Raw genomic sequence first — 24,989 nt, 5'->3', positions numbered from 1 at the left:
ATAGCATTCAATTAGAATGGCTATCTTTTTATATGGGTGATAAATTGATATGTTACGAGGGATTTTATAATCGTAGCTTTCAAATGTACAATTGTTAGGTTACCCGTTTTTGTTTTTCTCCTCAGTTTATCAATCTCCTCCTTGACACTCTGTCAGCTTTTGATACAATAGTACAAAATCAGAGGAGGTGGATTATGATTCAGAAACATGCGATTCCTATTTTAGAGTTTGATGACAATCCTCAGGCGGTCATCATGCCCAATCACGAGGGGCTGGACTTGCACTTACCAAAGAAGTGTGTCTATGCTTTTTTAGGTGAGGAGATTGACCGCTATGCGAGGGAAGTAGGGGCGGACTGTGTCGGCGAATTTGTTTCTGCCACCAAGACCTATCCAGTTTATGTCGTGAACTACAAAGGCGAAGAACTTTGTCTGGCTCAGGCTCCTGTTGGTTCAGCTCCAGCAGCCCAGCTTATGGATTGGTTGATTGGCTATGGTGTGGAGCAGATTATTTCTGCTGGAACCTGTGGTGTGCTGGCTGATATAGAAGAAAATGCCTTTCTAGTCCCTGTTCGCGCTCTGCGAGATGAAGGAGCTAGTTATCACTATGTGGCTCCTTCTCGTTATATGGAAATTCAGCCAGAGGCTATTGCTGCTATTGAGCAAGTTTTGGAGGCCAGAAGGATTCCCTATGAAGAAGTCATGACCTGGACCACAGATGGTTTTTACCGAGAAACAGCTGAAAAGGTGGCTTATCGCAAGGAGGAAGGCTGTGCTGTTGTGGAGATGGAGTGTTCTGCGCTTGCGGCAGTAGCCCAACTGCGAGGGGTTCTCTGGGGTGAATTGTTGTTCACAGCTGATTCCTTAGCAGACTTGGACCAGTACGATAGTCGTGACTGGGGTTCAGAAGCTTTCGAGAAGGCCTTGGAACTCTGCCTTGAGATTGCCTTTCAGATCTAGCTACTCTTCTTCTTTTTATGGTACAATGGATGTATGTTATTCAAATTATTTGTGAAAAAACTTGAAAGGGTCTTTGGCGGACTTTCGCCTGCTCGTCGCATTTTTTTAAGTTTCGCTGGAGTTATTTTTATAGGCTCTCTTCTTTTGAGTCTGCCTTTTGTTCAGGCAAATGGTTCTCAGGCCACTTATTTTGACCATCTCTTTACGACGGTGTCCATGGTCTGTGTAACCGGCCTTTTTACGCAACCGGTAGCTACCACTTATAATGTTTGGGGGCAGTTGATTTGTATGCTCTTGATACAGATTGGTGGTCTGGGGCTCATGACCTTTATCGGGGTCTTTTATATTCAGGGGAAGCAAAAACTCAGTCTTCGCAGTCGTGAAACCATTCAGGAGAGTTTTAGTTATGGGGAGACTCGGTCGCTGAAGGCCTTTATGCGCTCCATCTTTTTGACGACTTTTCTGGTGGAGGGCTTGGGCGCCTTCCTGCTAAGTTTTCGTTTTATTCCTGAGTTCGGCTGGGGACGAGGCATTTTTACCTCTATCTTTTTAGCCATTTCAGCCTTTTGTAATGCTGGTTTTGATAATTTCGGCAGTAGCAGTTTAGTGGCTTTTCAGACGGATCCTTTGATCAATCTAGTCATTGCTGGCTTGATTATCATAGGTGGTCTTGGCTTTATGGTCTGGTTTGACTTGGCAACCCAGTTTGACAAGAAGAAAAAACGCCGTCTGCGTTTTCACACCAAGCTGGTCCTCTTCTTGACTGCAGGGATTTTGCTGTTTGGGACAGGAGCCACCCTCTTTACGGAGTGGCACAATCCAGGAACCATTGGCAATCTCAGTGTTCCAGAGAAAGTGCTGGTTAGCTTTTTCCAGACCGTTAGCATGAGAACGGCTGGCTTTGCTTCTATTGACTACACTCAAGCTCGGCCTGTGACCTTGTTTATCTATATCCTACAGATGTTTCTCGGTGGGGCGCCTGGAGGGACGGCTGGGGGTCTCAAGATTACGACTTTCTTTGTCTTGTTGGTTTTTGCGCGTAGTGAATTGCTGGGTTTACCTCATGCCAATGTTGCGCAGAGAACTATTGAGACTCGAACAGTCCAAAAATCCTTTAGTGTCTTCATTATCTTTTTGATGACCTTCTTGTTGGGCTTGATGTTGTTGGGAATTACGGCAGAAGGTACACCGCGATTTATTTACCTCATGTTTGAGACCATTTCCGCCCTTGCGACAGTTGGGGTAACGGCAAATCTGACGCCAGAATTGGGCAAGCTAGCTCTTAGCATTGTCATGGTGCTCATGTTTATTGGCCGTATCGGTCCCTTGACCTTGCTGGTTAGTCTAGCTGACTACCAGCCTGATAAAAAAGATTTGATTCAGTATATGAAAGCAGATATTAGTATTGGATAAGAAAGGAAGAATGATGTCAGATCGTACGATTGGAATTTTAGGCTTGGGAATTTTTGGTAGTAGTGTCCTGACGGCCCTCGCCAAGCAAGATATGAATATCATTGCCATTGATGACCACGCAGAGCACATCAATCAATTTGAGCCAGTTTTGGCGCGTGGAGTTGTTGGCGATATTACAGACGAGGAACTCCTTAGAACCGCAGGAATTGATACCTGTGATACGGTTGTAGTGGCGACAGGAGAAAATCTGGAGTCGAGTGTGCTTGCAGTCATGCATTGTAAGAGTTTGGGGGTACCAAGGGTTATTGCCAAGGTCAAAAGCCAGACAGCTAAGAAGGTACTAGAAAAAATCGGTGCTGACTCGGTGATTTCACCAGAGTATGAAATGGGGCAGTCTCTAGCGCAGACCATTCTCTTTCATAACAATGTGGATGTCTTTCAGCTGGATAAAAATGTGTCTATTGTGGAGATGAAAATTCCGAGTGTTTGGGCAGGTCAAAGTCTGAGTCAGCTAGATCTACGTGGCAAATACAACCTCAATGTCCTAGGATTTCGTGAACAAGAAAATTCACCGCTGGATGTCCAGTTTGGACCTAATGACCTCTTGAAGGCAGATGCCTATATCTTGGCGGTCATTAACAACCAGTATCTAGATGACTTGGCAGAATTAAATTCGTAAGGAGGGAGCACCCCTCTTTTTTGATGACCTAGATAGTAAATAGAGAGACCTGTATTCCAATTGAGACTAGAAGCCCTTGTATTCTAGTAAAAGTCCTTCAAAATCTGGACTTTATGGTAGAATAGAAAGAAGTGACAAGAGAGAGTAATACTCTTCGAAAATCTCTTCAAACCACGTCAACGTCGCCTTACCGTAGGTATGGTTACTGACTTCGTCAGTTCTATCCACAACCTCAAAACAGTGTTTTGAGCTGACTTCGTCAGTTTTATCTGCAACCTTAAAGCAGTGCTTTGAGCAACCTGCAGCTAGTTTCCTAGTTTGCTCTTTGATTTTCATTGAGTATAAGAAAAAATCAGTCCCCTAAAGGAGTAGATTATGAAGTTATTGTCTATCGCCATTCCTAGCTATAATGCCGCTGCCTATCTTCATTACTGTGTGGAGTCGCTAGTGATTGGTGGTGAGCAAGTTGAGATTTTGATTATCAATGATGGGTCTCAGGACCAGACTCAGGAAATCGCTGAGTGTTTAGCCAGCAAGTATCCTAACATTGTCAGAGCCATTTATCAGGAAAACAAAGGCCATGGGGGTGCTGTAAATCGCGGCTTAGCAGAGGCTTCTGGTCGTTATTTTAAAGTAGTTGATAGTGATGACTGGGTGGATCCCCGTGCTTACCTGAAAATTTTGGAGACCTTGCAGGAACTAGAGAGTGAAGGTCAAGAGGTGGATGCCTTTGTGACCAATTTTGTCTATGAAAAGGAAGGTCAGTCTCGTAAGAAGAGTATGAGTTACGAGTCAGTCTTGCCTGTCCAGCAGATTTTTGGCTGGGATCAGGTCGGAAATTTCTCAAAAGGCCAGTATATCATGATGCACTCGCTGATTTATCGGACAGATTTGTTGCGAGCGAGCCAGTTCCAATTACCTGAGCATACTTTTTATGTCGATAATCTCTTTGTCTTTACCCCCCTTCAGCAGGTCAAGACCATGTACTATCTGCCTGTCGATTTCTATCGTTATTTGATTGGGCGTGAGGACCAGTCTGTCAATGAGCAGGTGATGATTAAACGTATCGACCAGCAACTCAAGGTCAATCGACTCTTGGTAGACCAGCTTGATTTGTCCAAAGTAAGCCACCCCAAAATGAGAGAATACCTGCTGAATCATATTGAGATTACGACGGTTATTTCTAGTGCATTGCTTAACCGAGCAGGAACAGCGGAGCATCTGGCTAAAAAACGGGAGCTGTGGACCTATATTCAGCAGGAAAATCCAGAGGTTTTTCAGGCCATTCGTAAGACTATGCTAAGCCGTTTGACCAAACATTCCGTCTTGCCAGCTCGCAAACTGTCCAATGTCGTCTATCAAATCACCAAATCTGTTTATGGATTTAATTAATATAAGTATTTTATAAGAGGGATTTAAGAAAAATTTTAACTTTTTCTTAATCCTTTTTAATTTTAGGAGATTATACTAGAGTCATCAAATAAAGAAAAACTCTAAGGAGAATCCTATGAAATTCAATCCAAATCAAAGATATACTCGTTGGTCTATCCGCCGTCTTAGTGTCGGTGTTGCCTCAGTTGTTGTGGCTAGTGGCTTCTTTATCCTAGTTGGCCAACCAAGTTCTGTACGTGCCGATGTAGTCAATCCGACCCCTGCTCAAGTCGTACCAGACGCTGCTTCAGTGAGTGAAAAGAGCGACTTACCGGCAGAACTTCTTAAAGAAGCAGTCGATACAGCTCTTCCTTCAGAACAGGCAGACTCAGCACCTAAAGCAAGCTTGGATACTACAAGCTCTCCAGAAAAAGCGGATGTGGCTACTAAAGACCAAGTGGTAGCACCCAAAGAAGAAGTACAAGCAAAACCAGAATCTAAGAAAGAAACAGAAGATGCGGTTAAACCTGTGACAAATCCTGCGCCTGCAGTTTCTGGACAAGACCGTGAAGCAAATGAAGCTCAACCAGCAACTACACCAGCTGAAGTGCAAAAAGGCGTGGCTGACAATACCAAAGACACAGTAGATGTTCCAGCTACTTACTTGGACAAGGCCAACTTCCCAGGACCATTTACAGCAGGTGTCAACCAAGTTATTCCATACGAATTCTTCGCTGGTGATGGTATGTTAACTCGTTTGATTTTGAAAGCATCAGACAAGGCTCCATGGTCCGACAATGGTTCAGCTAAAAATCCAGCTCTTCCACCAGTAGAAAAATTGGGCAAAGGCCTCTATTTCTATGAAGTAGATTTGGCAGGAACTCAAGGTAAATCAGACAAAGATTTGCTTGATCTCTTGAAACAAAACGGCACCCAAAGCTATAAAGCTACTATCAAAGTGTACGGAGCTAAAGACGGCAAGGCAGACTTGAGCAATCTCGTAGCCACTAAAGATTTGGATGTCAACTTGAATGGTTTGACTACTCCAGCTGAAGTGCAAAAAGGTGTAGCCGACAATACCAAAGACACAGTAGATGTTCCGGCTAGCTACCTTGATAAAGCCAACTTCCCTGGCCCATTCACAGCCGGTGTCAACCAAGTCATCCCATATGAATTCTTCGCCGGTGACGGTATGTTAACTCGTTTGATCTTGAAAGCCTCAGACAAGGCTCCATGGTCAGACAACGGTTCGGCTAAAAACCCAGCTCTCTCACCAGTAGAGAAATTAGGCAAAGGACTTTATTTCTATGAAGTAGATTTAGCAGGAACTCAAGGTAAATCAGACAAAGATTTGCTTGATCTCTTGAAACAAAATGGCACTCAAAGTTACAAGGCAACTATCAAAGTGTACGGTGCAAAAGATGGCAAGGCCGATTTGAACAATCTCGTAGCGACAAAAGATTTGGATGTCAATTTGAACGGCTTGACTACCCCAGCTGAAGTTCAAAAAGGTGTGGCCGACAATACCAAAGACACAGTAGATGTCCCAGCTTCTTACTTGGACAAAGCCAACTTCCCAGGCCCATTCACAGCCGGTGTCAACCAAGTCATTCCATACGAATTCTTCGCAGGTGACGGCATGTTGACACGCCTTATCTTGAAAGCATCTGACAAGGCCCCATGGTCAGACAATGGCTCAGCTAAAAATCCCGCCCTTCCACCGGTAGAGAAATTGGGCAAAGGCCTCTACTTCTATGAAGTAGACTTGGCAGGTACCCAAGGAAAATCAGACAAAGATTTGTTAGACTTGTTGAAACAAAATGGCACTCAAAGTTACAAGGCAACTATCAAAGTGTACGGTGCGAAAGATGGCAAGGCCGATTTGAGTAATCTTGTAGCGACTAAAGAATTGGATGTCAACTTGAATGGCTTAACCACTCCAGCTGAAGTTCAAAAAGGCGTGGCAGACAATACTAAAGATACAGTGGATGTCCCAGCCACTTACTTGGACAAGGCTAACTTCCCAGGTCCATTCACAGCAGGCGTCAACCAAGTCATCCCATACGAATTCTTCGCTGGTGACGGCATGTTGACACGCCTTATTTTGAAGTCCTCAGACAAGGCTCCATGGTCAGACAATGGCTCAGCTAAAAATCCAGCTCTTCCACCAGTAGAAAAATTGGGCAAAGGCCTTTACTTCTATGAAGTGGATTTGGCTGGCATTCAAGGAAAATCTGATAAAGACCTTCTTGACTTGTTGAAACAAAACGGGACTCAAAGCTATAAAGCTACTATCAAAGTGTACGGTGCGAAAGATGGCAAGGCAGACTTGAGCAACCTTGTAGCGACTAAGGATTTGACAGTGAACTTGAATGGACATCAGTCTCTTACTCCGATGCAATCAGGCTTCGTCCCATCTTATAATGGTTCAGCTATGCCGGCTCCAATGATGAATAGTCATCAAGATGCGTCTAAGATGAACGCTCAAATGCCAAGTGCTCATCAAGATGAGATGAAATCTCAAATGTCAGCTGCTAGTCAGGATAAGATGATGCCTAACAAAGAGCAGGATAAAACCATGAATGCTAGCCAGCCTATGGTAACACCAAGCATGAAACAAGATCAAGCTCCAGCAGCCTCAAGCAAAATGTCTGATGAAGGCAAGATGGCATCTAATAACAAGGTATCAAGTCCAATGATGGCTGATCAAATGAAAGAGCAAAAAGACATGCTTCCATATACTGGTGAAGCTCAAACCTCAATGGCTACTCTTGGATTCTTTGGATTAGCCTTGGCTGGACTTCTAGGTGGACTCGGTTTGAAAGCTAAAAAAGAAGAAAATGACTAGTCTAACTACAGACTTTCTATCTAGGATATGAAAAATCCAGATATCGTTTAGAATGTTCGTAAAGCGATTAAAATAGTGTTATACTATTGTGGTATAGCACTGTTTTTTTCAAAGGAGAGACAGATGGGAAAGACAATTTTACTCGTTGACGACGAGGTAGAAATCACAGATATTCATCAACGTTATCTGGTTCAGGCAGGATATCAGGTTTTGGTGGCCCATGATGGGGTAGAGGCCTTGGAAATCTTCAAGCGAAAACCAATTGATTTGATTATTACAGATATCATGATGCCTCGGATGGATGGTTATGATTTGATTAGCGAAGTCCAGTATCAATCTCCGGATCAGCCTTTTCTCTTTATCACGGCTAAGACCAGTGAGCAGGACAAGATTTACGGCCTGAGCTTGGGGGCAGACGACTTTATTGCCAAGCCCTTTAGCCCTCGTGAGCTGGTTTTGCGTGTCCACAATATCTTGCGTCGCCTTCATCGTGGAGGTGAGACAGAAGTCGTCAGTCTCGGGGATTTACGGATGAATCACGGTAGCCATGAGGTCCAAGTCGGAGATGTAGCGCTTGATTTGACAGTCAAATCCTTCGAACTTCTATGGCTTCTAGCTAGCAATCCAGAGCGGGTTTTCTCTAAGACAGACCTCTATGAAAAGGTCTGGCAGGAAGACTATGTGGATGACACCAATACCTTGAATGTTCATATTCATGCTCTTCGACAGGAGTTGGCTAAACATGCTAGTGCAGAAACACCGACCATCAAAACCGTCTGGGGCTTGGGCTACAAAATTGAGAAAGCACGAGGTAGTCAATGAAATTAAAAAGTTACATTTTAGTGGGGTATATCATTTCAACACTCCTAACGATTATCGTGGTTTTTTGGGCCATCCAGCGAATGCTAATTGAAGAAAGAGAAATTTATTTCCTAGTGGGGATGACTCTCGTGGCTAGTTTTGTCGGTGCTGGGATTAGTCTCTTTCTCCTATCGCCGGTCTTTACTTCATTGGGCAAACTCAAGGAACATGCCAAGCGGGTAGCGGACAAGGACTTTCCTTCAAATCTGGAGGTTCAAGGCCCTGTAGAATTTCAACAATTAGGCCAAGCTTTTAATGAAATGTCCCATGATTTGCAGGCCACCTTTGATTCCTTGGAAGAAAGCGAACGAGAAAAGGGCTTGATGATTGCTCAACTTTCGCATGATATCAAGACCCCCATCACTTCGATCCAAGCGACGGTAGAAGGGATTTTGGATGGGGTTATCAAGGAAGGAGAACAGGACCATTATCTAGCAACCATTGGGCGCCAGACGGAAAGACTCAATAAACTGGTTGAAGAGTTGAATTTTTTGACCCTAAACACAGCTAGAAATCAGGTCGAAACGACCAGCAAAGACAGTATTTTTCTGGACCAGCTCTTGATTGAGTGCATGAGTGAATTTCAGTTCTTGATTGAGCAGGAGGAACGAGATGTCCATTTGCAGGTAATCCCAGAGTCTGCCCGGATTGAGGGAGATTATGCCAAACTCTCTCGCATCTTGGTGAATCTGGTCAATAACGCTTTTAAATACTCAGCTCCAGGAACCAAGCTGGAAGTGGTGGCTAAGCTGGAGAAGAACCAGCTTTCAATCAGTGTGACCGATGAGGGACAGGGGATTGCCACAGAGGATTTGGAGAATATTTTCAAACGCCTTTATCGTGTAGAAACTTCGCGTAATATGAAAACAGGTGGTCATGGCTTAGGACTTGCGATTGCGCGTGAATTGGCCCATCAATTGGGTGGAGAAATCACAGTTAGCAGCCAGTACGGCCTCGGAAGCACTTTTACCCTCCTTCTCAATCTCTCTGGCAGTGAAAATAAAGCTTAAAACCCCTTTACAAATCTAGCCATTCATGGTAGAATGGATTTTGTGCGAAATATCAGCAGGAAAGCATGAAGCTCGTCAACAGGTGTCTTATGACAAGTAACCTTGGCTGTTTAGGCGAAGGGCATCTGCACGAATCAGGGCTTTCTAAGTGACTATTTCCACCGAAATATTATTTATATCAGGAGGACATTCACATGTCACGTTATACAGGACCATCTTGGAAACAAGCTCGTCGCCTTGGCCTTTCACTTACAGGTACAGGTAAAGAATTGGCGCGTCGTAACTACGTACCAGGACAACACGGACCAAACAACCGTTCTAAATTGTCAGAATATGGTTTGCAATTGGCTGAAAAACAAAAACTTCGTTTCACTTACGGTGTAGGTGAAAAACAATTCCGTAACTTGTTCGTACAAGCTACAAAAATCAAAGGCGGAATCCTAGGTTTCAACTTCATGCTTCTTTTGGAACGTCGTTTGGATAACGTTGTTTACCGTCTTGGTCTTGCGACTACTCGTCGTCAAGCTCGTCAATTCGTAAACCACGGTCACATCCTTGTTGACGGAAAACGCGTTGATATCCCATCATACCGCGTAACTCCAGGTCAAGTGATCTCAGTTCGTGAAAAATCATTGAAAGTTCCAGCTATCCTTGAAGCAGTAGAAGCTACTCTTGGACGTCCAGCATTCGTATCATTCGACGCTGAAAAATTGGAAGGTTCATTGACTCGTTTGCCAGAACGCGACGAAATCAACCCAGAAATCAACGAAGCACTTGTCGTTGAATTCTACAACAAAATGCTTTAATTTTAAGATATATCTTACAGAAAGTCTACAACAGTGGGCTTTTTGCTTTGTCTCAAAATGTTGATTTCTGGGTTTACTTAGATATTTGCTAGTAAGGTTATTGGTGTATCTAAGTCTATCTATTCCAAGAATGACGCGATGTTGATGATATAAATCTGGTATGATATAATATTTTGGCCCCTCACTTTAAGGAAGGGAGGTGTTGCCGATGTTAGAAATTATCATCACAATTTTTCTAGCACCCTTAGTAGTCAATATTTTGACAACCTTGTTTGAGAAATGGCTTAACTCACGCAAGAAATAACCTTTAAGGGGCAATAAGCCAAAAAAACCTCAACGCGGGAACGTTGGGGCTTTTTGTTGCCTTGTTAGACAATTATCATCACTATAGACCAATTCTAACACAACCCCTCCGATATTTCAAGCTTTTGTTTTGATATTTCCTCAGCTGTCATTCTGCAATCTTATCTGATTGAAGTTTACGGTTTGAGCCCATTACACTGAAATTAGCACACGCGCTACCAAGTTCCATTCTACAGCAAAGAAATCAACTCTTTTCTAGGGGATTTCCGCCCTCATTTTGCTCTTTTGTGCTAAAATAGACTTATAAATTGAAAATAAGGAATGTTTATGAAATCAGGTAATGGTTTTTGGAAAGGTTGTCTCTATTTTTGGGGCTTCTTGTTCTTACTGGGCTTGTTGGTCCAATATGCTCTTCCACTTGCGGCTTGTGTCCTACTAGGCTATGGTGGTTATCGCCTCTATAAACGTTGGCGCTATCCTCTTTTGCAGGATCGTTTGCTCGATGATCGGATTGAGCTTTTAAAAGCTAGGATTCGCCAGGTGGACAAAGATATTCAGCAGTTAGAGGGAGTCTTGGTAGAAAAAGGCTCAGAGTCCTATAAGAGTCTGGCCAATCAAGTATTAATCGAACTGCGGGAAATCCATCAGGAGGCGGATCGTCTCAAGTCCTATATCGATGCTGATGTCTACAACCGTATTGACAAAAAGGTTCGTACAGTAAGGGCAAACATCGATGTTCAGCTAGAACGTTTGGATAGAGAAAGTCAGGTAGATCTTGAAAATGCGGAGCCAGAGGAATTAGCTCCAGAATTGTCCCAGACCTTGGCCAATATTGCTATTGACCATCAGGCTATTTTAGACAAGATTGCTACCTCTGCCGAGGGGGATAAGGAAGAATTGACGGCCATTCATAGTTTGAAGATGGAGAAATTCCAAACGATTTTAGAAGGCTATTTGAAGATTAAGGCCAATCCTAAAAACTATAATCGGGCAGAAGAACGCTTAGAGCAAGCTAAAGTAGCCATCGAACAATTTGACCTTGAACTGGACCAAGTCTTGAGAGAACTCAATGAAACAGATATGCGTGATTTTGATATCAGTCTGCGTATTCTAGAAAAAGATCGTAAAGAATAGGTTAGAAACAAAGGAGTAACCATGACAGAATTTAATTTTGATATTGACCAGATTGCCAATAATACGGTAGCTAAGGTGGATAAAACAACCCAAATCATCGAGACAAATACTGGCTCGGACAAGACCTTGACCTTCCTTGAAAAGTTAAGCCCTGAGCAGCAAGAAGGAATCAAGGCGCACGTGCCGCAGTTAGTAGACCAGTTTGTCACAAATCAAAATGCTCTTTTAGATTTTGGACAATCTGCTGTCGAAGGTGTGAACAATACGGTCAATCGTATCTTGTCAGAACAAAAGAAACTGCAGATTCCCCAAGTAGATGATCTTCTCAAGAATACCAACCGTGAGTTGCAAGGCTTTGTCGTCAAATACAAGAACGCTGAAATTGCTGAGTTAGAAGAAAAGCCAAACTTTTTACAACGATTGTTTAACAAGAGCAAGAATACCCTACAAGAATTTTACTTTGACTCAAAAACAGTGGAGCAAAAACTCGATGGTATGGCAGCCGCAGTGGTCAAGCAAGAAGATGTGCTAGCTCGAAATATCGTCTCTGCTGAGATGTTGATTGAGGACAATACCAAATCCATTGAAAATCTAGTGGGAGTGATTTCCTTTATCGAAGCCAGCCAGTCAGAAGCTGGCAATCGCGCTGCAGAATTGAAAGCTCAAGCTGACCAACTTGATACAAGTACGGTAGAATACCAAACCAAGTCACAAGAATTGGCCCGCATGGCTGAAGTGGTTAATACTCTTGAACAACAGCATACTGAGTATGTCAGCCGTCTCTATGTTGCATGGGCAACAACACCTCAGATGCGCAATCTTGTGAAGGTGTCATCTGATATGCGCCAAAAATTGGGCATGCTTCGTCGCAATACGATTCCAACAATGAAGCTTTCTATTGCCCAACTTGGTATTTTGCAACAATCAATGAAATCAGGTGTCGTGGCAGATGCCATTGTCAATGCCAATAATGCTGCTCTTCAGATGTTAGCTGAAACCAGTAAGGAAGTGATTCCGCAGATGGAACGAATTGCCCAAAGCCCGACAGTCGCTGTCGAATCGGTTACCAAACTGGCTGAAAGTCTGGTCGCTCAAAACCAAGGTATCGTCGCTGCTATTGAATTGGGACGCCAGAAACGTGCCCAGCTAGAAACAACCATCGTTAAGTCCGCAGAAATGATCAACGATTCTGTCAAACTACGCGATGAGAAAATTGTCCAAGCCCTTCTAGACCAAGGCAAGGCCGCCCAGAAAGAAGTACAAGAATAATACACAAGTCCCCTGTAATGTAGATTCGCCGGGGACTTTGGATTTTTCTATATATTAGAGTCTAATTTATTTCACAAAAAATGTAGTCATTCGAATGGTTTGTCTTGCAATGTAGTGGAATTAACAAAAAGAAAAAACGCTTGAATGCGTTTTTCTTCTGTATTAATTCGTATTGAATGCTTACTTAACTTCTATCTACAGTTTCTAAAACTCTAAATATAATAGAGCTGAAGCAGTGGTAAAACAGATTTTCAACAAACTTGGCAATATCTCTAAAAATAATTTCTTTATAGTCCAAGTCGGTTTAAGTATTCAAATAAAGCAATATTGAAGCGGTAACTTGTCGCTTTTACTTTTCAACTTGGCTAACTTGACCTGCATTACCTAGGTAGCTTTGCTTTAAATTATATTTTTCTCTTAAAGATTTGATACGAGTAGGTATTTCTTGTGAGTAATTTTCATCAAAAAATTTCATATATAATCCCCTATAATCATGGAAAAGTAGTAAAAATAGTTGTTATCCTAGTTGATTAAAAAAATCTCTGATTTCCTCATCTTTTATAAAATAATATATAATTTTCCCCTCTCTTCTAGTGTCCAAGATGTTTTGATTGGCTAGTTTACGAAGATGGTGGGAGGCAGATGCCATACTGAGATTTAGTAAACAGGCTATATCACAGACACAGAGTTCTTCAACAGCAAGAAGATAAAAGATGATATTTATCTGTTTATTATCGGTAAATTTTGTTAAAATGCGAAGTGATTTTTGGACTTTTTCCTTTTCAAGGTAGTTCGTTGCGGTTGTAACATTTTGTTGATTAATAACATCCACTTGACAGATACTATCTTTTTTCATAATTTTTTCTCCTAGCCCAACACAGCCCATAGCATGTCAAAGCTGTTGTTTTCAATCAGGATATACATCCCCAATCCTAAATAGACAACGGCAATAAACCATCTGCTATATTTTTCCAAAGTTTCTCCAACAGAAGGGACTTGTGCCAATTTTTGGGCAGAAAAAACCAAGAGATAAATCATGACTAGAAAAGTAAGTAAAGTCACTATCAAATTCGCTAAATTTAAGGTAATAAAATATGGGACAAAAACACCAATATTGTCAGCGCCACAACTTGCAAAAGTAATCATAGCGACTAGAAAAATCAGGTTTTTATTGTCTTTTCGCAAACCATCTTTTGCAATAGCTTCTCCATCAGAATCTCCTAAAAGCAAAACTTTGAGGCCTAGGAAAATTGGAATCAAACCGAGTAAACCTAAAATCTCTTTACTAGGAATATAATTTAAGACAAATGCAAAAAGCAAACTTAGCAATATTAGACTAACAGAGCCTAGAAATTGTCCTAAATAGATGTTAATGATGTCTTTTCTGCTTTTTCTTTTGGCAAAAAATAACATTAGGATAATAAGTAAGTCTACGGCTGTCCCAGAATACAGGATTATTGAAGTAACAACATTTTGAATCATAAAATACCTCATTCAAATATATTTTTGAATGTATTCTAACATTAAACTTTGTAGATGTCAACTTAAAATCCACCAAAATATAGATAAGAAGTTAGTATACTAAATATTAAAAAGCCCTGCCATCGAAATGATAGCAGAGCTTAACCAATATCCAACTGATATATTTATCTAAAAAATTGATTTGTAGTGCAATGTAATGAGTTTCAAAAAATTAAAAAACGCTGTTCAAGCGTTTTTCTTCTGTATTGATTCGTATTGAATGCTTACTTCACTTCTGTAAACACAACGTGTTTGCGAAGTTTTGGTGAGTATTTCTTCAATTGAAGACGGTCTGGAGTGTTACGTTTGTTTTTAGAAGTAAGGTACAAGCGTTCACCAGATTCTTTGTGTTCAAGTGTAATATTTACGCGCATGGTATCTCCCTTCTATTATTCAGCTGATGCAGCTTTAGCGATTTTACGTCCTTTGTAGTATCCTTTAAGTGATACACGGTGAGAACGTGAGTAATCTCCAGTAGTTTCGTCAAAGTTTACAGATGGAGCTGTTACTTTGTAGTGTGTACGACGTTTGTTTTTCTTCGCTTTTGAAGTGCGACGTGCAGGTACTGCCATTTTGATTTCTCCTTTAGGTATTTATATTCGATTCAATCTACTGATTTTCATCAACCATACTAGGATAACACATTTTTTTTGTAAAGTAAAGTTACTTGACAAAAAAAGATGAAAAAATTAGAAGGTCATTAGCTGGATTAATCGAAATTTTCTGAAAATTCAAGAATTTTCCTCTGTTCATTGCCTTTAAAATGTGATATAATAGTAAAAACTGAAATGGGAGGGAACAAATGACTGAATTAGATAAACGTCACCGCAGTAGTATTTATGATAGCATGGTAAAATCTCCAAACCGTGCCTTGCTTCGTGCGACTGGTATGACAGATAAGGACTTTGAAACACCGATTGTGGGGGTGATTTCGACTTGGGCGGAAAATACACCATGTAACATCCACTTGCATGATTTTGGAAAATTAGCCAAAGAAGGTGTCAAATCGGCAGGTGCTTGGCCTGTGCAGTTTGGGACTATTACCGTATCGGACGGGGTTGCCATGGGAACGCCTGGTATGCGTTTCTCTCTAACATCTCGTGATATCATCGCGGACTCAATCGAAGCGGCGATGGGGGGCCACAATGTGGATGCCTTTGTTGCTATCGGTGGCTGTGATAAGAACATGCCTGGTTCTATGATTGCCATTGCCAATATGGATATCCCAGCTATTTTCGCCTATGGTGGAACCATTGCACCGGGAAATCTTGATGGCAAAGACATCGACTTGGTTTCTGTTTTTGAAGGTATCGGAAAATGGAATCACGGTGACATGACGGCTGAGGATGTGAAACGTCTTGAATGTAATGCCTGCCCTGGCCCTGGTGGTTGTGGTGGTATGTACACTGCTAATACCATGGCGACAGCTATTGAAGTTCTCGGTATGAGTTTGCCAGGTTCATCCTCTCACCCAGCTGAATCAGCTGACAAGAAAGAAGACATCGAAGCAGCAGGACGTGCTGTTGTTAAGATGTTGGAACTTGGTCTCAAACCATCAGATATCTTGACTCGTGAAGCCTTTGAAGATGCCATTACTGTGACTATGGCTCTCGGTGGTTCTACAAACGCCACTCTTCACTTGCTTGCCATTGCCCATGCTGCCAATGTTGACTTGTCACTTGAGGACTTTAATACGATCCAAGAGCGTGTGCCTCACTTGGCCGACTTAAAACCATCTGGTCAGTATGTTTTCCAAGACCTCTACGAAGTCGGTGGTGTCCCTGCGGTTATGAGATATCTCTTGGCAAATGGATTCCTTCACGGAGATCGTATCACATGTACTGGTAAGACTGTTGCTGAGAACTTAGCTGACTTTGCAGACCTCACTCCAGGTCAAAAAGTCATTATGCCACTTGAAAATCCAAAACGTGCGGATGGTCCGCTTATCATCTTGAACGGGAACCTTGCACCAGACGGTGCGGTTGCCAAGGTATCAGGTGTTAAAGTGCGTCGTCACGTTGGGCCAGCTAAGGTCTTTGACTCAGAAGAAGATGCTATTCAGGCCGTTTTGACAGATGAAATCGTTGATGGCGATGTAGTCGTTGTTCGTTTCGTTGGACCTAAAGGTGGTCCTGGTATGCCTGAGATGCTGTCACTTTCATCAATGATCGTTGGTAAAGGTCAAGGAGACAAGGTGGCCCTCTTGACAGATGGTCGTTTCTCTGGTGGTACTTATGGTCTGGTTGTTGGACATATCGCTCCTGAAGCTCAGGATGGTGGACCAATTGCCTACCTTCGTACAGGCGATATCGTTACGGTTGACCAAGATACTAAAGAAATTTCCATGGCTGTATCCCAAGAAGAACTTGAAAAACGTAAAGCAGAAACTACCTTGCCACCACTTTACAGTCGTGGTGTCCTCGGTAAATATGCTCACATCGTATCATCTGCTTCACGCGGAGCCGTGACAGACTTCTGGAATATGGACAAGTCAGGTAAAAAATAAAATCAAAAAGCAAGCCAATTTCGGCTTGCTTTTTTTCATATTCAAAAGTGATTTACCTGATTAACGGGGTGGCAGTCCAAGGGCAATGCGGCCGTAGCGACTGATTCGTGTGATCTTCCAGGCAGGCGACCAGGTAACTTCAACCTTGACATCTTCGATACCTTCGATTTGTTTGAGACCTGCCACGATTTCGATAGGCAAACTTTCTGCACAATCGCAGGCGGTGTCAGTGAAGGTCATGACAATCTTGCAGAGACCCGTTTCGTCCAGATTGATTTCATAAATCAATCCTAGATTGTAAACATCCAATTCCACATCTGTATCAAAAACCTTCTCTAGTTCTTCGATAATTTGGTCTTGCAAGGCCAAAGCACGGTCATTGATTTTGATATCGTCTCTCATAACAGTCCCTCCACGTGATAAATATCCTCTATTTTCTCATAATTCTGACAATTTGGCAAGTTTTTGATGAATTTTCTGAAAAATATGATAAAATGAAGAAAATACGGAATCAAGGGGAAGTCTATGGAGCAGATTGGAAAAGTCTTTAGACAATTACGAGAGTCAAGAAATATCTCGCTGAGACAGGCAACTGGGGGACAATTTTCGCCCTCTATGTTGTCCCGATTTGAAACTGGTCAGAGTGAGCTTTCGGTGGAAAAGTTTCTATTTGCCCTAGAAAATATATCTGCCAGTGTGGAGGAAATCCTCTTTCTAGCGAGAGGTTTTCAGTATGATACAGATTCTGAGTTGAGAAAAGAAATCACAGATGTCTTGGATCTAAAGAATATAGCACCTCTCGAAGACCTGTATCGCAAGGAATATCAAAAACATGCCCATTCTCAAAACAAGCAGAAACATATTCTAAATGCCATTATTATCAAGTCTTATATGAAGAGCATGGATGAAACGGTAGAGTTAACAGCAGAGGAAGGGAAAGTCCTTCATGACTACTTGTTTTCTACTGAGATTTGGGGAATCTATGAACTCAATTTATTCTCAGTCAGTTCTCCGTTCTTATCTGTTTCCCTTTTTACTAGATATGTACGAGAAATGGTCCGAAAATCCGATTTTCTAATGGAAATGTCTGGAAACCGAAACCTTTTTCACACCATGCTATTGAATGGTTTTTTAGCCAGCATTGAGTGTGAAGAATTTACCAATGCCTCTTATTTTAAACGTGTCATCAAAGAGCATTTCTACAAGGAAAATGAAACCTATTTCCGAATTGTCTATTTGTGGGCGGAAGGCCTCCTTGATAGCAAGCAAGGCAGAGTCAAGGAAGGTCAGAAAAAGATGGAAGATGCTGTCCATATTTTTGAGATGCTTGGCTGTCACAAATCTGCCGAATACTATAGAAAAACCTCCGATTGTTGAATATCTGCAAACCAAGAAAAAAATTTGAAATTTGAAGCGATAGAACTCTTGCCCTCTCTCAGGTCATTACAAAAGTTCTATCGTTGTTTTGCTTATTTTGTGTGTTGCATATATTCAAAAGTTTTCCCTTTCAATTTCTAAGTGCTATACTATAGTCATACTTCATATAGGGATTATAACAAGAAGGGAGATTACCTATGAAACTATTGTTTAGAAATCAAGCTTATCGTCTTTTGACTTTGTCACGCTTCTTCAATGCTTTTGGTGCTTCGATTTTTAACCTGGTATTTATCGTCTATGCATCGACCTTGCCACAAGCCTCTTTTGCTGTTGCTATGGCGAATATTATCATGATTCTTCCGACTTTCTTTACAGTTTTTGTAGGGATTCGGGCAGATTACACGAGGGACAAGGTCAAATGGATGACCTATAGTGGTTTGTTTCAGGCGGTTTTATTTTTTCTAGCAGCCCTAGTTGTTCAGCAAGCTAGTCTCTTTGCCTTTTCTAGCCTGTGTTTAATCAATGTCATTAGTGATGTCATCAGTGATTTTGCTGGTGGTTTGCGCATGCCTCTCGTTAAGGAAAAAGTAGCTGAAGAGGATCTGATGGAAGCTTATTCTTTTTCCCAGTTCATCACCTATATTTCAGCTATTGGTGGTCAAGCTTTCGGAGTCTGGCTCTTAGGACTATCGGTCAATAATTTTTCTCTCGTTGCGGGAATCAATGCTTGCTTTTTCCTCGTATCAGCCTTTGTTCTCTTTTTAGGAAGAAGCAAATTAAGTCTGTCAATTTCAGCTGCTGAGGGTGAAAACCTAAAAAATGAGAAGCTATCTATCAAAGAGCAGTTCCTAACAATTTACCGAAATTTACGTCTCGTTTTTCTTAAAAGTGGACAGAAAAACTTTGGTTTTATGCTCTTTGCTGTCTTGCTTATTAATTCCTTGGGTGGCGCTTTAGGAAGCATCTATAACATCTTCTTTTTGAGCCATTCTCTTTTGGACTTTTCTTACACAGAGGCATTATTTATCAGTCAATTCTGTGCTTTGTTAGCAATCATCATCAGTAGCCTTACGGGCAATGATTATTTTGGGAAGCAGTCCTTGCCTAGATTGATGATGTGGGTGACCGTAGGACTCAGTCTAGTTGGTCTAGCTAATTTATTCAATCAAGTCGTACTTGGTTTACTATTTCTCTGTTCAACTCTGTATGTGTCTGGTAAAGTTCAACCAAAGATTAGTGCCATGCTCCTGAAAAATCTAGCTCCAGAGGTTCTAGCTCGTACCAGTAATTTTTTAGGTTTATTGTTCACCTTATCCATACCTGTGGGAACAGCCTGTTTTTCACTTGTAGCTGTATGGAATATACAGTTGACTTGGATGCTATTTGTTGGTCTTTCCTTGCTAGCTATTCTTTTGACAGGTATTAATCTCAAAAATGATATCTAATACTCTTCGAAAATCTCTTCAAACCACGTCAACTTTATCTCCAACCTCAAAGCTGTGCTTTGAGCAACCTGCGGCTAGCTTCCTAGTTTGCTCTTTGATTTTCATTGAGTATAAATCCTAATTTTTTTCTTACTGTTTTAATCCCTCTATTTATGGTAAAATAAGACTATTAAGTTTAAAGAGGATTCCCTATGAAATTACAAAAACCAAAAGGAACGCAGGATATTTTACCTGCTGAGTCTGCCAAATGGCAGTACGTTGAAGGCTTTGCCCGTGAGATTTTCAAGCGCTACAACTATGCAGAAGTGCGTACGCCTATTTTTGAGCATTACGAGGTCATCAGTCGCTCTGTCGGAGATACAACGGATATCGTAACCAAGGAAATGTACGATTTCTATGACAAGGGTGACCGTCATATTACCCTCCGTCCAGAAGGAACTGCGCCCGTTGTCCGTTCCTATGTAGAAAATAAACTCTTCGCGCCAGAAGTGCAAAAGCCAAGTAAGTTCTACTACATGGGCCCTATGTTCCGTTATGAGCGTCCACAGGCAGGGCGTTTGCGCCAGTTCCACCAGATTGGTGTTGAGTGTTTTGGCTCTAGCAATCCAGCTACCGATGTGGAAACCATCGCGATGGCAGCCCATTTCTTGAAAGAAATCGGTATCCAAGGTGTCAAATTACATCTTAACACTCTTGGAAATCCTGAGAGCCGTGCAGCCTACCGTCAAGCCTTGATTGACTATTTGACACCGCTCAAGGAGGCCTTGTCTAAGGATAGCCAACGTCGCTTGGAGGAAAATCCTCTCCGTGTCTTGGACTCTAAGGAAAAAGAAGACAAGGTGGCAGTGGAGAATGCGCCGTCTATCTTGGACTTCCTTGATGAAGAAAGCCACGCTCATTTTGATGCTGTCCGTCAGATGTTGGAAAATCTTGGAGTAGACTATATCATCGATACCAATATGGTGCGTGGTCTGGACTACTACAACCACACGATTTTCGAGTTTATCACTGAGATTGAGGGCAATGACCTGACAGTCTGTGCGGGTGGTCGTTACGATGGTTTGGTTTCTTACTTTGGAGGCCCTGAAACTGCTGGCTTTGGTTTTGGACTTGGTGTAGAGCGTCTGCTTCTCATTCTTGAAAAGCAAGGTGTGGCTCTCCCTATCGAAAACGCCCTAGATGTCTATATAGTAGTCTTGGGTGAAGGGGCAAATGTCAAGGCCTTGGAATTGGTACAGGCTCTTCGCCAACAAGGATTCAAAGCAGAGCGTGATTACCTCAATCGTAAACTCAAAGCTCAATTCAAGTCAGCTGATGTCTTTGCGGCTAAGACTCTCATCACCCTAGGAGAGAGTGAAGTCGAAAGCGGACAAGTAACGGTCAAGAACAACCAAACCCGAGAAGAAGTGGAAGTTGCGCTTGAGACAATCAGCCAAAACTTCTCAGAAATCTTTGAAAAACTAGGATTTTAATAGTATTTAAAACTGGTCAGAGAACTACTCTGACCTTTTTCTTTTGCAAAATGACAAAAATCATAAACTTTTTGACAAATATGCTTGTCAAAAAGAAAAAGATGTGTTACAATAAATTCAAGTTAAGAAATAGGAATCAGAAAGGAGCTATGATGTGGCTAGTATTTATACTATTTATGATTTTCTTTTATTCTAATAATTCTAAAAAAATCAAGAAACTAGAGAATAAAATCAAAAAACTTGAGCGAAAAGAGAAAGGAAACGCAGAAATGTCGAGATTATTGCAAGAAATGATTGGAAAGAAACCAATTATAACAGGAGCGTATATTGGGCCAGATAACTGGGAAGTTGTGGATGTCGATGAGGAATGGGTCAAACTACGTAGTGTTGATAAAAAGGGGAAAGAAAAAGTCAAGTTGCAACGTATTGAGGATATCCAAACCGTTGAATTTGATGGAGAGTAGGTGTGTAACATGCAACTAAAAAATCGTTTAAAAGAGCTTCGGGCTCGCGATGGTCTCAATCAAACCGAACTGGCCAAGCTAGCAGAAGTTTCCAGACAGACCATTAGCCTATTAGAACGGGACGAATACACCCCGTCCATTGTGATCGCCTTGAAAATATCTCAGATTTTCAATGAAACAGTCGAATCGGTATTTCGCTTGGAGGAGGATGAGTGATGAACATGTATAAAGTGGTTTATTATATGAGTGTTCTTGCCCTTATTGTGAATGCCTTTGCTATGATTGGAACATTACTGGGGTGGTTCTATTTTGTTGAAAGTAAGTATTTGTTTTGGATTAACTTAGTCCTCTTGTCCATTTTCAATCGATTGAAGAAAAAGGAGAAAAATGATGAACAAGTATAAAGTAATCTATTATGTAGTTGCTATAGCTCTATTAGTTAGCGTGTGTCTACTAATTGGAACAAATCTAGGATGGTTTGATCTCTATTACAGCGACCAATTTATTTGGGCCTACTTTGCTCTTATCCCAGTCGTTGACTGGATTGAAAAGAAAGCAAACAATCTAGCAAGTGAAAAAGGAGAATGAATATGGAAAAGAAAAGGAAACGTGGATTGTTGTTTTTAATGTCTGTTGTCTTGGGAGGTTTCTTGGGCGGTTTTGTAGGGATGTTTAAGGCTGCTACCGAATCCCACGAAATTATGTTAGATGTAAAAGTCTTGATACCATGGATATCAGCTATTTGTTTAGTGTTAGGTTTCATTAGCATTCTTTTGACATTCAATTTCTTAAAGAAAAGCAGAAAATTTCATTCCTTGTACCAAGAGGAAATGGATGATAATCTGAATGAAACTTATTATGTGCAAATGTATCGGAATCTTGAGTTTGGAAGCATTGCTTTTAATATTACAAGTGTAGCGATTTCATTGTCTATTTTCCTCTCATTAAATGAAGTGGTTATATTGCATACAGGCCACCAAACATTTTCCCTCTCTTTCTTAGCCTTTGTGCTATTCTTATCCGCTCAAAAATCTCTTTCTAAAACAATTGCGATTGTTCGTCAGTTTGATTTGTCTCTTTTCTCTACACCCAAGGATGTCTTAGATTATATAAATTCTTATGATGAAGGAGAGCGACAAGCTAATTTGGAACAGAGTTTTCGAATTTTATTCCAATTACACCAATATGTCTTACCAGCTTTATATGTCTTTATTATTATCATTTCTTTCTTGACAGATGAGATTCAGTTACTAGCTTTCTTGCTTGTAGGAGCCATCCATGTTTATATCAATGTGATGCAGTTGCCTATGGTAAAACGCTATTTCAAATAAAGGAGTTTCTATGATTCGTGTTGAAAATGTAAGCAAAAGTTTTGGGAGCAAAAAAGCTCTTCATCAGATTTCTTTTGAGATTAAGGAGGGTGAAATCTTTGGTTTTCTTGGCCCTTCTGGCTCAGGTAAAACAACCATGATCAATGTCTTAACAGGTCAGTTGGCTGCAGATCAAGGTAAAACAGTTTTGTTAGGCAAGAATTCTCAAGATTTAACCTCAAATGATTTGGAACAAATTGGTATTGTTAGTGATGGCAGTGGTTTTTATGAAAAGATGAGTCTTTATAAAAATCTTCTCATCTATGCTAAGTTATATGGTCTCAAGTCAGATAGAGTAAATCAGGTGCTCCAACAGGTTGGATTGGCAGATGCTAAAGATATTATCGCAGAAAAACTATCTACAGGAATGAAACAACGAATGTTCTTGGCTCGTGCCCTTCTGAATGCTCCTAAGATTCTCTTTCTAGATGAGCCAACCAGTGGCTTAGACCCTACAACATCTAAGATGATTCATATCCTACTTCAAGAATTAAAGCAGGCGGGGACAACTATCTTTCTGACCACGCATGATATGAATGAAGCAACTCTGCTTTGTGATCGCTTATCTCTTTTAAATAAGGGAAACTTAATAGAGTATGGAAGTCCACAAGATATTATCCAGAAGTACCATGTGGATAAGAAAGTACATGTGGTTTATAACGATGGACGAGAACAGATAGTTCCATTTGAAGAATTGCCACATTTAGACACGACAGATTTGATGGTGGTTCACTCTTGTGAGCCGACACTAGAAGAAATCTTTATCAGATTGACAGGAGAAAAGTTAGATGTTTAGAAAATTAAATGCCCTACTATGGTTAAGATTACAAGTCCTTATTAGTAATTCAACTTTGTTGGCGACTTTATTGATGCCTTTTGGTATTGCTGTTTTATATAATGAACTTTCAAATAAGAATGGACAATTGAGCCTATTTTTACTATCTGCTAGCTTGACGATGGTCTTGAGCATGGGAAGTGGTTATATGGTATCGATTATGATGGCAGAAGATAAGGAAAAACGAAATCTCAAATCACTCATTCTAAGTGGTGTGACAGCAACAGAATATACTTTCAGTATGCTCGTTCTCCCTATTTTGATAATGTTGGTTGCTATGATTGTACTTCCCATCTATCTTAAAGTAGATGTATCTGGTTATTTATTTGCCTATGCTATCTATTTGCTCCTAGCAACGATTAGTGTTATTTTTCTCAACCTTCTAATCGGTGCGGTGTCAGATACTCAATCTAAAGCGCAAGTCTATAGTATCTTTCCTGTGTTTATCGTCTCTTTTTTACCTATGATTGCTCTTCAAAATGATACGGCTCAGAAAGTGTTAGATTACTCTTTTATTGGTCCAATTGTAAATCTTTTAAATAAAAAAGGTGGGGAAATCTCTTTTTCTAATATTGGTATGTTACTTGCTTGGGTACTTGTATTAGGAATAGCAAACCTCTTTGTATTGAAAAACAGCTATAAAGCAAGATAGGAGACCTTTATGAAATTACTTAAAAATCTTGGCTGGTTTCTTCTAGCCATTCTATCCTTTTTATTCATCTATGGCTTCATTCAGGGGCTCGCGACTACGTCTCTTGCCTTAGGCGCTTCCCCCTATGCTGTTACCTTACTCTATGTGGCCTTGGCTGGAGTTTATGTGTACGGCATTTACAAATGGTATCAGAAAGGTCCTGTCCATATTGAGAAGAGCGGCTTTAACCGATTTATTTGGCTTCCTGCCTTAGTTTGGTTCTTATCTCTTGTTGTCCAGTTTTTCTTGCCAAATGATCCTTCAGTAAATCAGCAAATAGCGATAGACTTGACTTTGTCTCAACCACTTTTCTCATTCTTTGCGGTCGTTATTTTTGCTCCTTTGACGGAAGAACTTATCTTTAGAGGGATGTTAGCACGCTACCTCTTTTCTAAGCAGGACAATAGTAAACAAACTCTGATTTTTCTTCTGGTATCCAGTGTTCTGTTTGCCTTGATTCATTTCCCAGGTGATGTGCAACAATTTTTTGTCTATTTTAGCCTTGGTTTTAGTTTGGGCTTGGCTTATATTAGCAGAAAAGGTCTGGTCTACAGTATTTCTCTCCACGCTTTGAATAATTTAGTCGGCTTTTTGATGATACTCATGCTATAATAGAGTCAGGAGGTCACATGAAACGAGTAATTTTATTAGCAGT

The 24,989-nt window shown here is 41.0% G+C and carries 29 protein-coding genes and 1 pseudogene; 23 read left to right on the top strand and 7 right to left on the bottom strand.

Going from position 1 to position 24,989, the window contains the following annotated elements; translation table 11 throughout:
- The first annotated feature begins 194 nt into the window (after window positions 1–194).
- Genes RYK12_RS06840 through RYK12_RS06830 form a run of 3 tightly spaced genes read left to right on the top strand, consistent with a single transcriptional unit; the run spans window position 195 to window position 3,051 of the window.
- A complete protein-coding gene (locus tag RYK12_RS06840; RefSeq protein WP_314847985.1) occupies window positions 195–959 on the top strand; it encodes a nucleoside phosphorylase in 765 nt (254 codons plus the stop codon).
- Window positions 960–992: 33 nt separating this feature from the next.
- On the top strand, window positions 993–2,372 hold the full coding sequence (locus tag RYK12_RS06835) for a potassium transporter TrkG (RefSeq protein WP_314847983.1): 1,380 nt from the start codon (window positions 993–995) through the stop codon (window positions 2,370–2,372).
- A gap of 13 nt (window positions 2,373–2,385) precedes the next feature.
- The gene (locus tag RYK12_RS06830) at window positions 2,386–3,051 is read left to right on the top strand and encodes a TrkA family potassium uptake protein (RefSeq protein WP_001283905.1); all 666 of its coding nucleotides are present in this window, start codon (window positions 2,386–2,388) and stop codon (window positions 3,049–3,051) included.
- 111 nt (window positions 3,052–3,162) lie between these two features.
- Here RYK12_RS06830 and RYK12_RS06825 read toward each other — a convergent pair whose 3' ends face one another.
- Window positions 3,163–3,387 carry a hypothetical protein gene (locus RYK12_RS06825; RefSeq protein WP_314847981.1) on the bottom strand — a complete coding sequence of 75 codons (225 nt, stop codon included), beginning with the start codon at window positions 3,385–3,387 and terminating at the stop codon, window positions 3,163–3,165.
- A gap of 39 nt (window positions 3,388–3,426) precedes the next feature.
- On the opposite strand from RYK12_RS06825, the gene RYK12_RS06820 reads away from it, so the two are divergent.
- From RYK12_RS06820 to RYK12_RS06790, 7 genes are all read left to right on the top strand, one after another.
- Window positions 3,427–4,443 (top strand): glycosyltransferase family 2 protein, encoded by a 1,017-nt coding sequence (locus RYK12_RS06820; RefSeq protein WP_314847979.1) that lies wholly within the window; start codon window positions 3,427–3,429, stop codon window positions 4,441–4,443.
- 115 nt (window positions 4,444–4,558) lie between these two features.
- The gene (locus tag RYK12_RS06815; protein ID WP_261240921.1) at window positions 4,559–7,270 is read left to right on the top strand and encodes an SSURE domain-containing protein; all 2,712 of its coding nucleotides are present in this window, start codon (window positions 4,559–4,561) and stop codon (window positions 7,268–7,270) included.
- Between the two features lie 123 nt (window positions 7,271–7,393).
- On the top strand, window positions 7,394–8,092 hold the full coding sequence (locus RYK12_RS06810; RefSeq protein WP_000520650.1) for a response regulator transcription factor: 699 nt from the start codon (window positions 7,394–7,396) through the stop codon (window positions 8,090–8,092).
- The gene (locus tag RYK12_RS06805) at window positions 8,089–9,141 is read left to right on the top strand and encodes a HAMP domain-containing sensor histidine kinase (protein WP_314847976.1); all 1,053 of its coding nucleotides are present in this window, start codon (window positions 8,089–8,091) and stop codon (window positions 9,139–9,141) included. The genes RYK12_RS06810 and RYK12_RS06805 overlap by 4 nt, the downstream gene beginning before the upstream one ends.
- Before the next feature lie 194 nt (window positions 9,142–9,335).
- Entirely contained in the window at window positions 9,336–9,947 is a 612-nt protein-coding gene (gene rpsD / locus RYK12_RS06800) for a 30S ribosomal protein S4 (RefSeq protein ID WP_000092756.1), read from the top strand.
- 630 nt (window positions 9,948–10,577) lie between these two features.
- Complete coding sequence (locus RYK12_RS06795; RefSeq protein ID WP_261009399.1) at window positions 10,578–11,384, top strand: hypothetical protein; 807 nt, start codon at window positions 10,578–10,580, stop codon at window positions 11,382–11,384.
- 21 nt (window positions 11,385–11,405) lie between these two features.
- Window positions 11,406–12,653, top strand: coding sequence for a toxic anion resistance protein (locus tag RYK12_RS06790; protein WP_078353092.1), 1,248 nt, complete (start codon window positions 11,406–11,408; stop codon window positions 12,651–12,653).
- Window positions 12,654–13,002: 349 nt separating this feature from the next.
- Here RYK12_RS06790 and RYK12_RS06785 read toward each other — a convergent pair whose 3' ends face one another.
- The 3 genes from RYK12_RS06785 to RYK12_RS06775 are packed head-to-tail and all read right to left on the bottom strand — an operon-like array spanning window position 13,003 to window position 14,135.
- Window positions 13,003–13,128, bottom strand: coding sequence for a hypothetical protein (locus RYK12_RS06785; protein WP_314847967.1), 126 nt, complete (start codon window positions 13,126–13,128; stop codon window positions 13,003–13,005).
- Between the two features lie 42 nt (window positions 13,129–13,170).
- A complete protein-coding gene (cadX, locus tag RYK12_RS06780) occupies window positions 13,171–13,509 on the bottom strand; it encodes a Cd(II)/Zn(II)-sensing metalloregulatory transcriptional regulator CadX (RefSeq protein WP_314847966.1) in 339 nt (112 codons plus the stop codon).
- An 11-nt stretch (window positions 13,510–13,520) separates the two neighbouring features.
- Window positions 13,521–14,135, bottom strand: a complete 615-nt coding sequence (locus RYK12_RS06775) for a CadD family cadmium resistance transporter (protein ID WP_314847963.1) — start codon at window positions 14,133–14,135, stop codon at window positions 13,521–13,523.
- Between the two features lie 28 nt (window positions 14,136–14,163).
- Here RYK12_RS06775 and RYK12_RS06770 point away from each other — a divergent pair.
- Window positions 14,164–14,332: pseudogene (locus RYK12_RS06770) on the top strand (FanG protein).
- A 66-nt stretch (window positions 14,333–14,398) separates the two neighbouring features.
- Here the strand turns inward: RYK12_RS06770 and rpmG are convergent.
- Together rpmG and rpmF are read right to left on the bottom strand one after the other, a co-directional pair.
- On the bottom strand, window positions 14,399–14,548 hold the full coding sequence (gene rpmG / locus RYK12_RS06765; RefSeq protein ID WP_001265622.1) for a 50S ribosomal protein L33: 150 nt from the start codon (window positions 14,546–14,548) through the stop codon (window positions 14,399–14,401).
- A 15-nt stretch (window positions 14,549–14,563) separates the two neighbouring features.
- On the bottom strand, window positions 14,564–14,746 hold the full coding sequence (rpmF, locus tag RYK12_RS06760) for a 50S ribosomal protein L32 (protein WP_000290417.1): 183 nt from the start codon (window positions 14,744–14,746) through the stop codon (window positions 14,564–14,566).
- Between the two features lie 230 nt (window positions 14,747–14,976).
- On the opposite strand from rpmF, the gene ilvD reads away from it, so the two are divergent.
- Window positions 14,977–16,680: a dihydroxy-acid dehydratase gene (gene ilvD / locus RYK12_RS06755; RefSeq protein ID WP_314847961.1), complete on the top strand. Its 1,704-nt coding sequence runs from the start codon at window positions 14,977–14,979 to the stop codon at window positions 16,678–16,680.
- Between the two features lie 60 nt (window positions 16,681–16,740).
- Here the strand turns inward: ilvD and RYK12_RS06750 are convergent, their stop codons facing one another.
- Entirely contained in the window at window positions 16,741–17,082 is a 342-nt protein-coding gene (locus tag RYK12_RS06750) for a metal-sulfur cluster assembly factor (RefSeq protein WP_227326127.1), read from the bottom strand.
- A 123-nt stretch (window positions 17,083–17,205) separates the two neighbouring features.
- On the opposite strand from RYK12_RS06750, the gene RYK12_RS06745 reads away from it, so the two are divergent.
- The 11 genes from RYK12_RS06745 (at window position 17,206) to RYK12_RS06695 (ending at window position 24,946) form a co-directional block, all read left to right on the top strand.
- A complete protein-coding gene (locus tag RYK12_RS06745) occupies window positions 17,206–18,057 on the top strand; it encodes an Rgg/GadR/MutR family transcriptional regulator (RefSeq protein WP_314847959.1) in 852 nt (283 codons plus the stop codon).
- A gap of 197 nt (window positions 18,058–18,254) precedes the next feature.
- Complete coding sequence (locus RYK12_RS06740; RefSeq protein ID WP_314847957.1) at window positions 18,255–19,502, top strand: transporter; 1,248 nt, start codon at window positions 18,255–18,257, stop codon at window positions 19,500–19,502.
- 191 nt (window positions 19,503–19,693) lie between these two features.
- Window positions 19,694–20,974, top strand: coding sequence for a histidine--tRNA ligase (gene hisS, locus RYK12_RS06735; protein ID WP_314847955.1), 1,281 nt, complete (start codon window positions 19,694–19,696; stop codon window positions 20,972–20,974).
- A 50-nt stretch (window positions 20,975–21,024) separates the two neighbouring features.
- Window positions 21,025–21,438, top strand: coding sequence for a hypothetical protein (locus RYK12_RS06730; RefSeq protein ID WP_314847954.1), 414 nt, complete (start codon window positions 21,025–21,027; stop codon window positions 21,436–21,438).
- A 9-nt stretch (window positions 21,439–21,447) separates the two neighbouring features.
- Entirely contained in the window at window positions 21,448–21,654 is a 207-nt protein-coding gene (locus RYK12_RS06725; RefSeq protein ID WP_261023442.1) for a helix-turn-helix transcriptional regulator, read from the top strand.
- Window positions 21,654–21,842 (top strand): hypothetical protein, encoded by a 189-nt coding sequence (locus RYK12_RS06720; RefSeq protein WP_070526253.1) that lies wholly within the window; start codon window positions 21,654–21,656, stop codon window positions 21,840–21,842. The genes RYK12_RS06725 and RYK12_RS06720 overlap by 1 nt, the downstream gene beginning before the upstream one ends.
- Complete coding sequence (locus RYK12_RS06715) at window positions 21,829–22,026, top strand: hypothetical protein (protein WP_033682914.1); 198 nt, start codon at window positions 21,829–21,831, stop codon at window positions 22,024–22,026. Before RYK12_RS06720 ends, RYK12_RS06715 begins: the two co-directional genes overlap by 14 nt.
- Before the next feature lie 2 nt (window positions 22,027–22,028).
- On the top strand, window positions 22,029–22,769 hold the full coding sequence (locus RYK12_RS06710; protein WP_399555444.1) for a DUF3169 family protein: 741 nt from the start codon (window positions 22,029–22,031) through the stop codon (window positions 22,767–22,769).
- 10 nt (window positions 22,770–22,779) lie between these two features.
- A complete protein-coding gene (locus RYK12_RS06705; RefSeq protein WP_314847950.1) occupies window positions 22,780–23,604 on the top strand; it encodes an ABC transporter ATP-binding protein in 825 nt (274 codons plus the stop codon).
- Window positions 23,597–24,295: an ABC transporter permease gene (locus tag RYK12_RS06700; RefSeq protein ID WP_314847948.1), complete on the top strand. Its 699-nt coding sequence runs from the start codon at window positions 23,597–23,599 to the stop codon at window positions 24,293–24,295. The genes RYK12_RS06705 and RYK12_RS06700 overlap by 8 nt, the downstream gene beginning before the upstream one ends.
- Window positions 24,296–24,304: 9 nt before the next feature.
- Entirely contained in the window at window positions 24,305–24,946 is a 642-nt protein-coding gene (locus RYK12_RS06695; protein ID WP_314847946.1) for a type II CAAX endopeptidase family protein, read from the top strand.
- Window positions 24,947–24,989: the final 43 nt, after the last annotated feature.

Origin of the sequence: uncultured Streptococcus sp. (assembly GCF_963518475.1) — a bacterium.
Lineage (GTDB): Bacteria > Bacillota > Bacilli > Lactobacillales > Streptococcaceae > Streptococcus.
This window is presented reverse-complemented; position numbering and strand designations above follow the sequence as displayed.

Coding starts and splice junctions, on each gene's coding strand:
- RYK12_RS06830 (WP_001283905.1), top strand. CDS start 2,386: ATGTCAGATCGTACGATTGGAATTTTAGGCTTGGGAATTTTTGGTAGT.
- RYK12_RS06785 (WP_314847967.1), bottom strand. CDS start 13,128: ATGAAATTTTTTGATGAAAATTACTCACAAGAAATACCTACTCGTATC.
- cadX (WP_314847966.1), bottom strand. CDS start 13,509: ATGAAAAAAGATAGTATCTGTCAAGTGGATGTTATTAATCAACAAAAT.
- RYK12_RS06820 (WP_314847979.1), top strand. CDS start 3,427: ATGAAGTTATTGTCTATCGCCATTCCTAGCTATAATGCCGCTGCCTAT.
- RYK12_RS06725 (WP_261023442.1), top strand. CDS start 21,448: ATGCAACTAAAAAATCGTTTAAAAGAGCTTCGGGCTCGCGATGGTCTC.
- RYK12_RS06700 (WP_314847948.1), top strand. CDS start 23,597: ATGTTTAGAAAATTAAATGCCCTACTATGGTTAAGATTACAAGTCCTT.
- rpmG (WP_001265622.1), bottom strand. CDS start 14,548: ATGCGCGTAAATATTACACTTGAACACAAAGAATCTGGTGAACGCTTG.
- RYK12_RS06740 (WP_314847957.1), top strand. CDS start 18,255: ATGAAACTATTGTTTAGAAATCAAGCTTATCGTCTTTTGACTTTGTCA.
- RYK12_RS06720 (WP_070526253.1), top strand. CDS start 21,654: ATGAACATGTATAAAGTGGTTTATTATATGAGTGTTCTTGCCCTTATT.
- RYK12_RS06730 (WP_314847954.1), top strand. CDS start 21,025: ATGACAAAAATCATAAACTTTTTGACAAATATGCTTGTCAAAAAGAAA.
- RYK12_RS06750 (WP_227326127.1), bottom strand. CDS start 17,082: ATGAGAGACGATATCAAAATCAATGACCGTGCTTTGGCCTTGCAAGAC.
- RYK12_RS06775 (WP_314847963.1), bottom strand. CDS start 14,135: ATGATTCAAAATGTTGTTACTTCAATAATCCTGTATTCTGGGACAGCC.
- RYK12_RS06745 (WP_314847959.1), top strand. CDS start 17,206: ATGGAGCAGATTGGAAAAGTCTTTAGACAATTACGAGAGTCAAGAAAT.
- ilvD (WP_314847961.1), top strand. CDS start 14,977: ATGACTGAATTAGATAAACGTCACCGCAGTAGTATTTATGATAGCATG.
- rpmF (WP_000290417.1), bottom strand. CDS start 14,746: ATGGCAGTACCTGCACGTCGCACTTCAAAAGCGAAGAAAAACAAACGT.
- RYK12_RS06805 (WP_314847976.1), top strand. CDS start 8,089: ATGAAATTAAAAAGTTACATTTTAGTGGGGTATATCATTTCAACACTC.
- RYK12_RS06825 (WP_314847981.1), bottom strand. CDS start 3,387: ATGAAAATCAAAGAGCAAACTAGGAAACTAGCTGCAGGTTGCTCAAAG.
- RYK12_RS06840 (WP_314847985.1), top strand. CDS start 195: ATGATTCAGAAACATGCGATTCCTATTTTAGAGTTTGATGACAATCCT.
- RYK12_RS06790 (WP_078353092.1), top strand. CDS start 11,406: ATGACAGAATTTAATTTTGATATTGACCAGATTGCCAATAATACGGTA.
- RYK12_RS06810 (WP_000520650.1), top strand. CDS start 7,394: ATGGGAAAGACAATTTTACTCGTTGACGACGAGGTAGAAATCACAGAT.
- RYK12_RS06815 (WP_261240921.1), top strand. CDS start 4,559: ATGAAATTCAATCCAAATCAAAGATATACTCGTTGGTCTATCCGCCGT.
- RYK12_RS06705 (WP_314847950.1), top strand. CDS start 22,780: ATGATTCGTGTTGAAAATGTAAGCAAAAGTTTTGGGAGCAAAAAAGCT.
- RYK12_RS06835 (WP_314847983.1), top strand. CDS start 993: ATGTTATTCAAATTATTTGTGAAAAAACTTGAAAGGGTCTTTGGCGGA.
- RYK12_RS06715 (WP_033682914.1), top strand. CDS start 21,829: ATGAACAAGTATAAAGTAATCTATTATGTAGTTGCTATAGCTCTATTA.
- rpsD (WP_000092756.1), top strand. CDS start 9,336: ATGTCACGTTATACAGGACCATCTTGGAAACAAGCTCGTCGCCTTGGC.
- RYK12_RS06695 (WP_314847946.1), top strand. CDS start 24,305: ATGAAATTACTTAAAAATCTTGGCTGGTTTCTTCTAGCCATTCTATCC.
- hisS (WP_314847955.1), top strand. CDS start 19,694: ATGAAATTACAAAAACCAAAAGGAACGCAGGATATTTTACCTGCTGAG.
- RYK12_RS06795 (WP_261009399.1), top strand. CDS start 10,578: ATGAAATCAGGTAATGGTTTTTGGAAAGGTTGTCTCTATTTTTGGGGC.
- RYK12_RS06710 (WP_399555444.1), top strand. CDS start 22,029: ATGGAAAAGAAAAGGAAACGTGGATTGTTGTTTTTAATGTCTGTTGTC.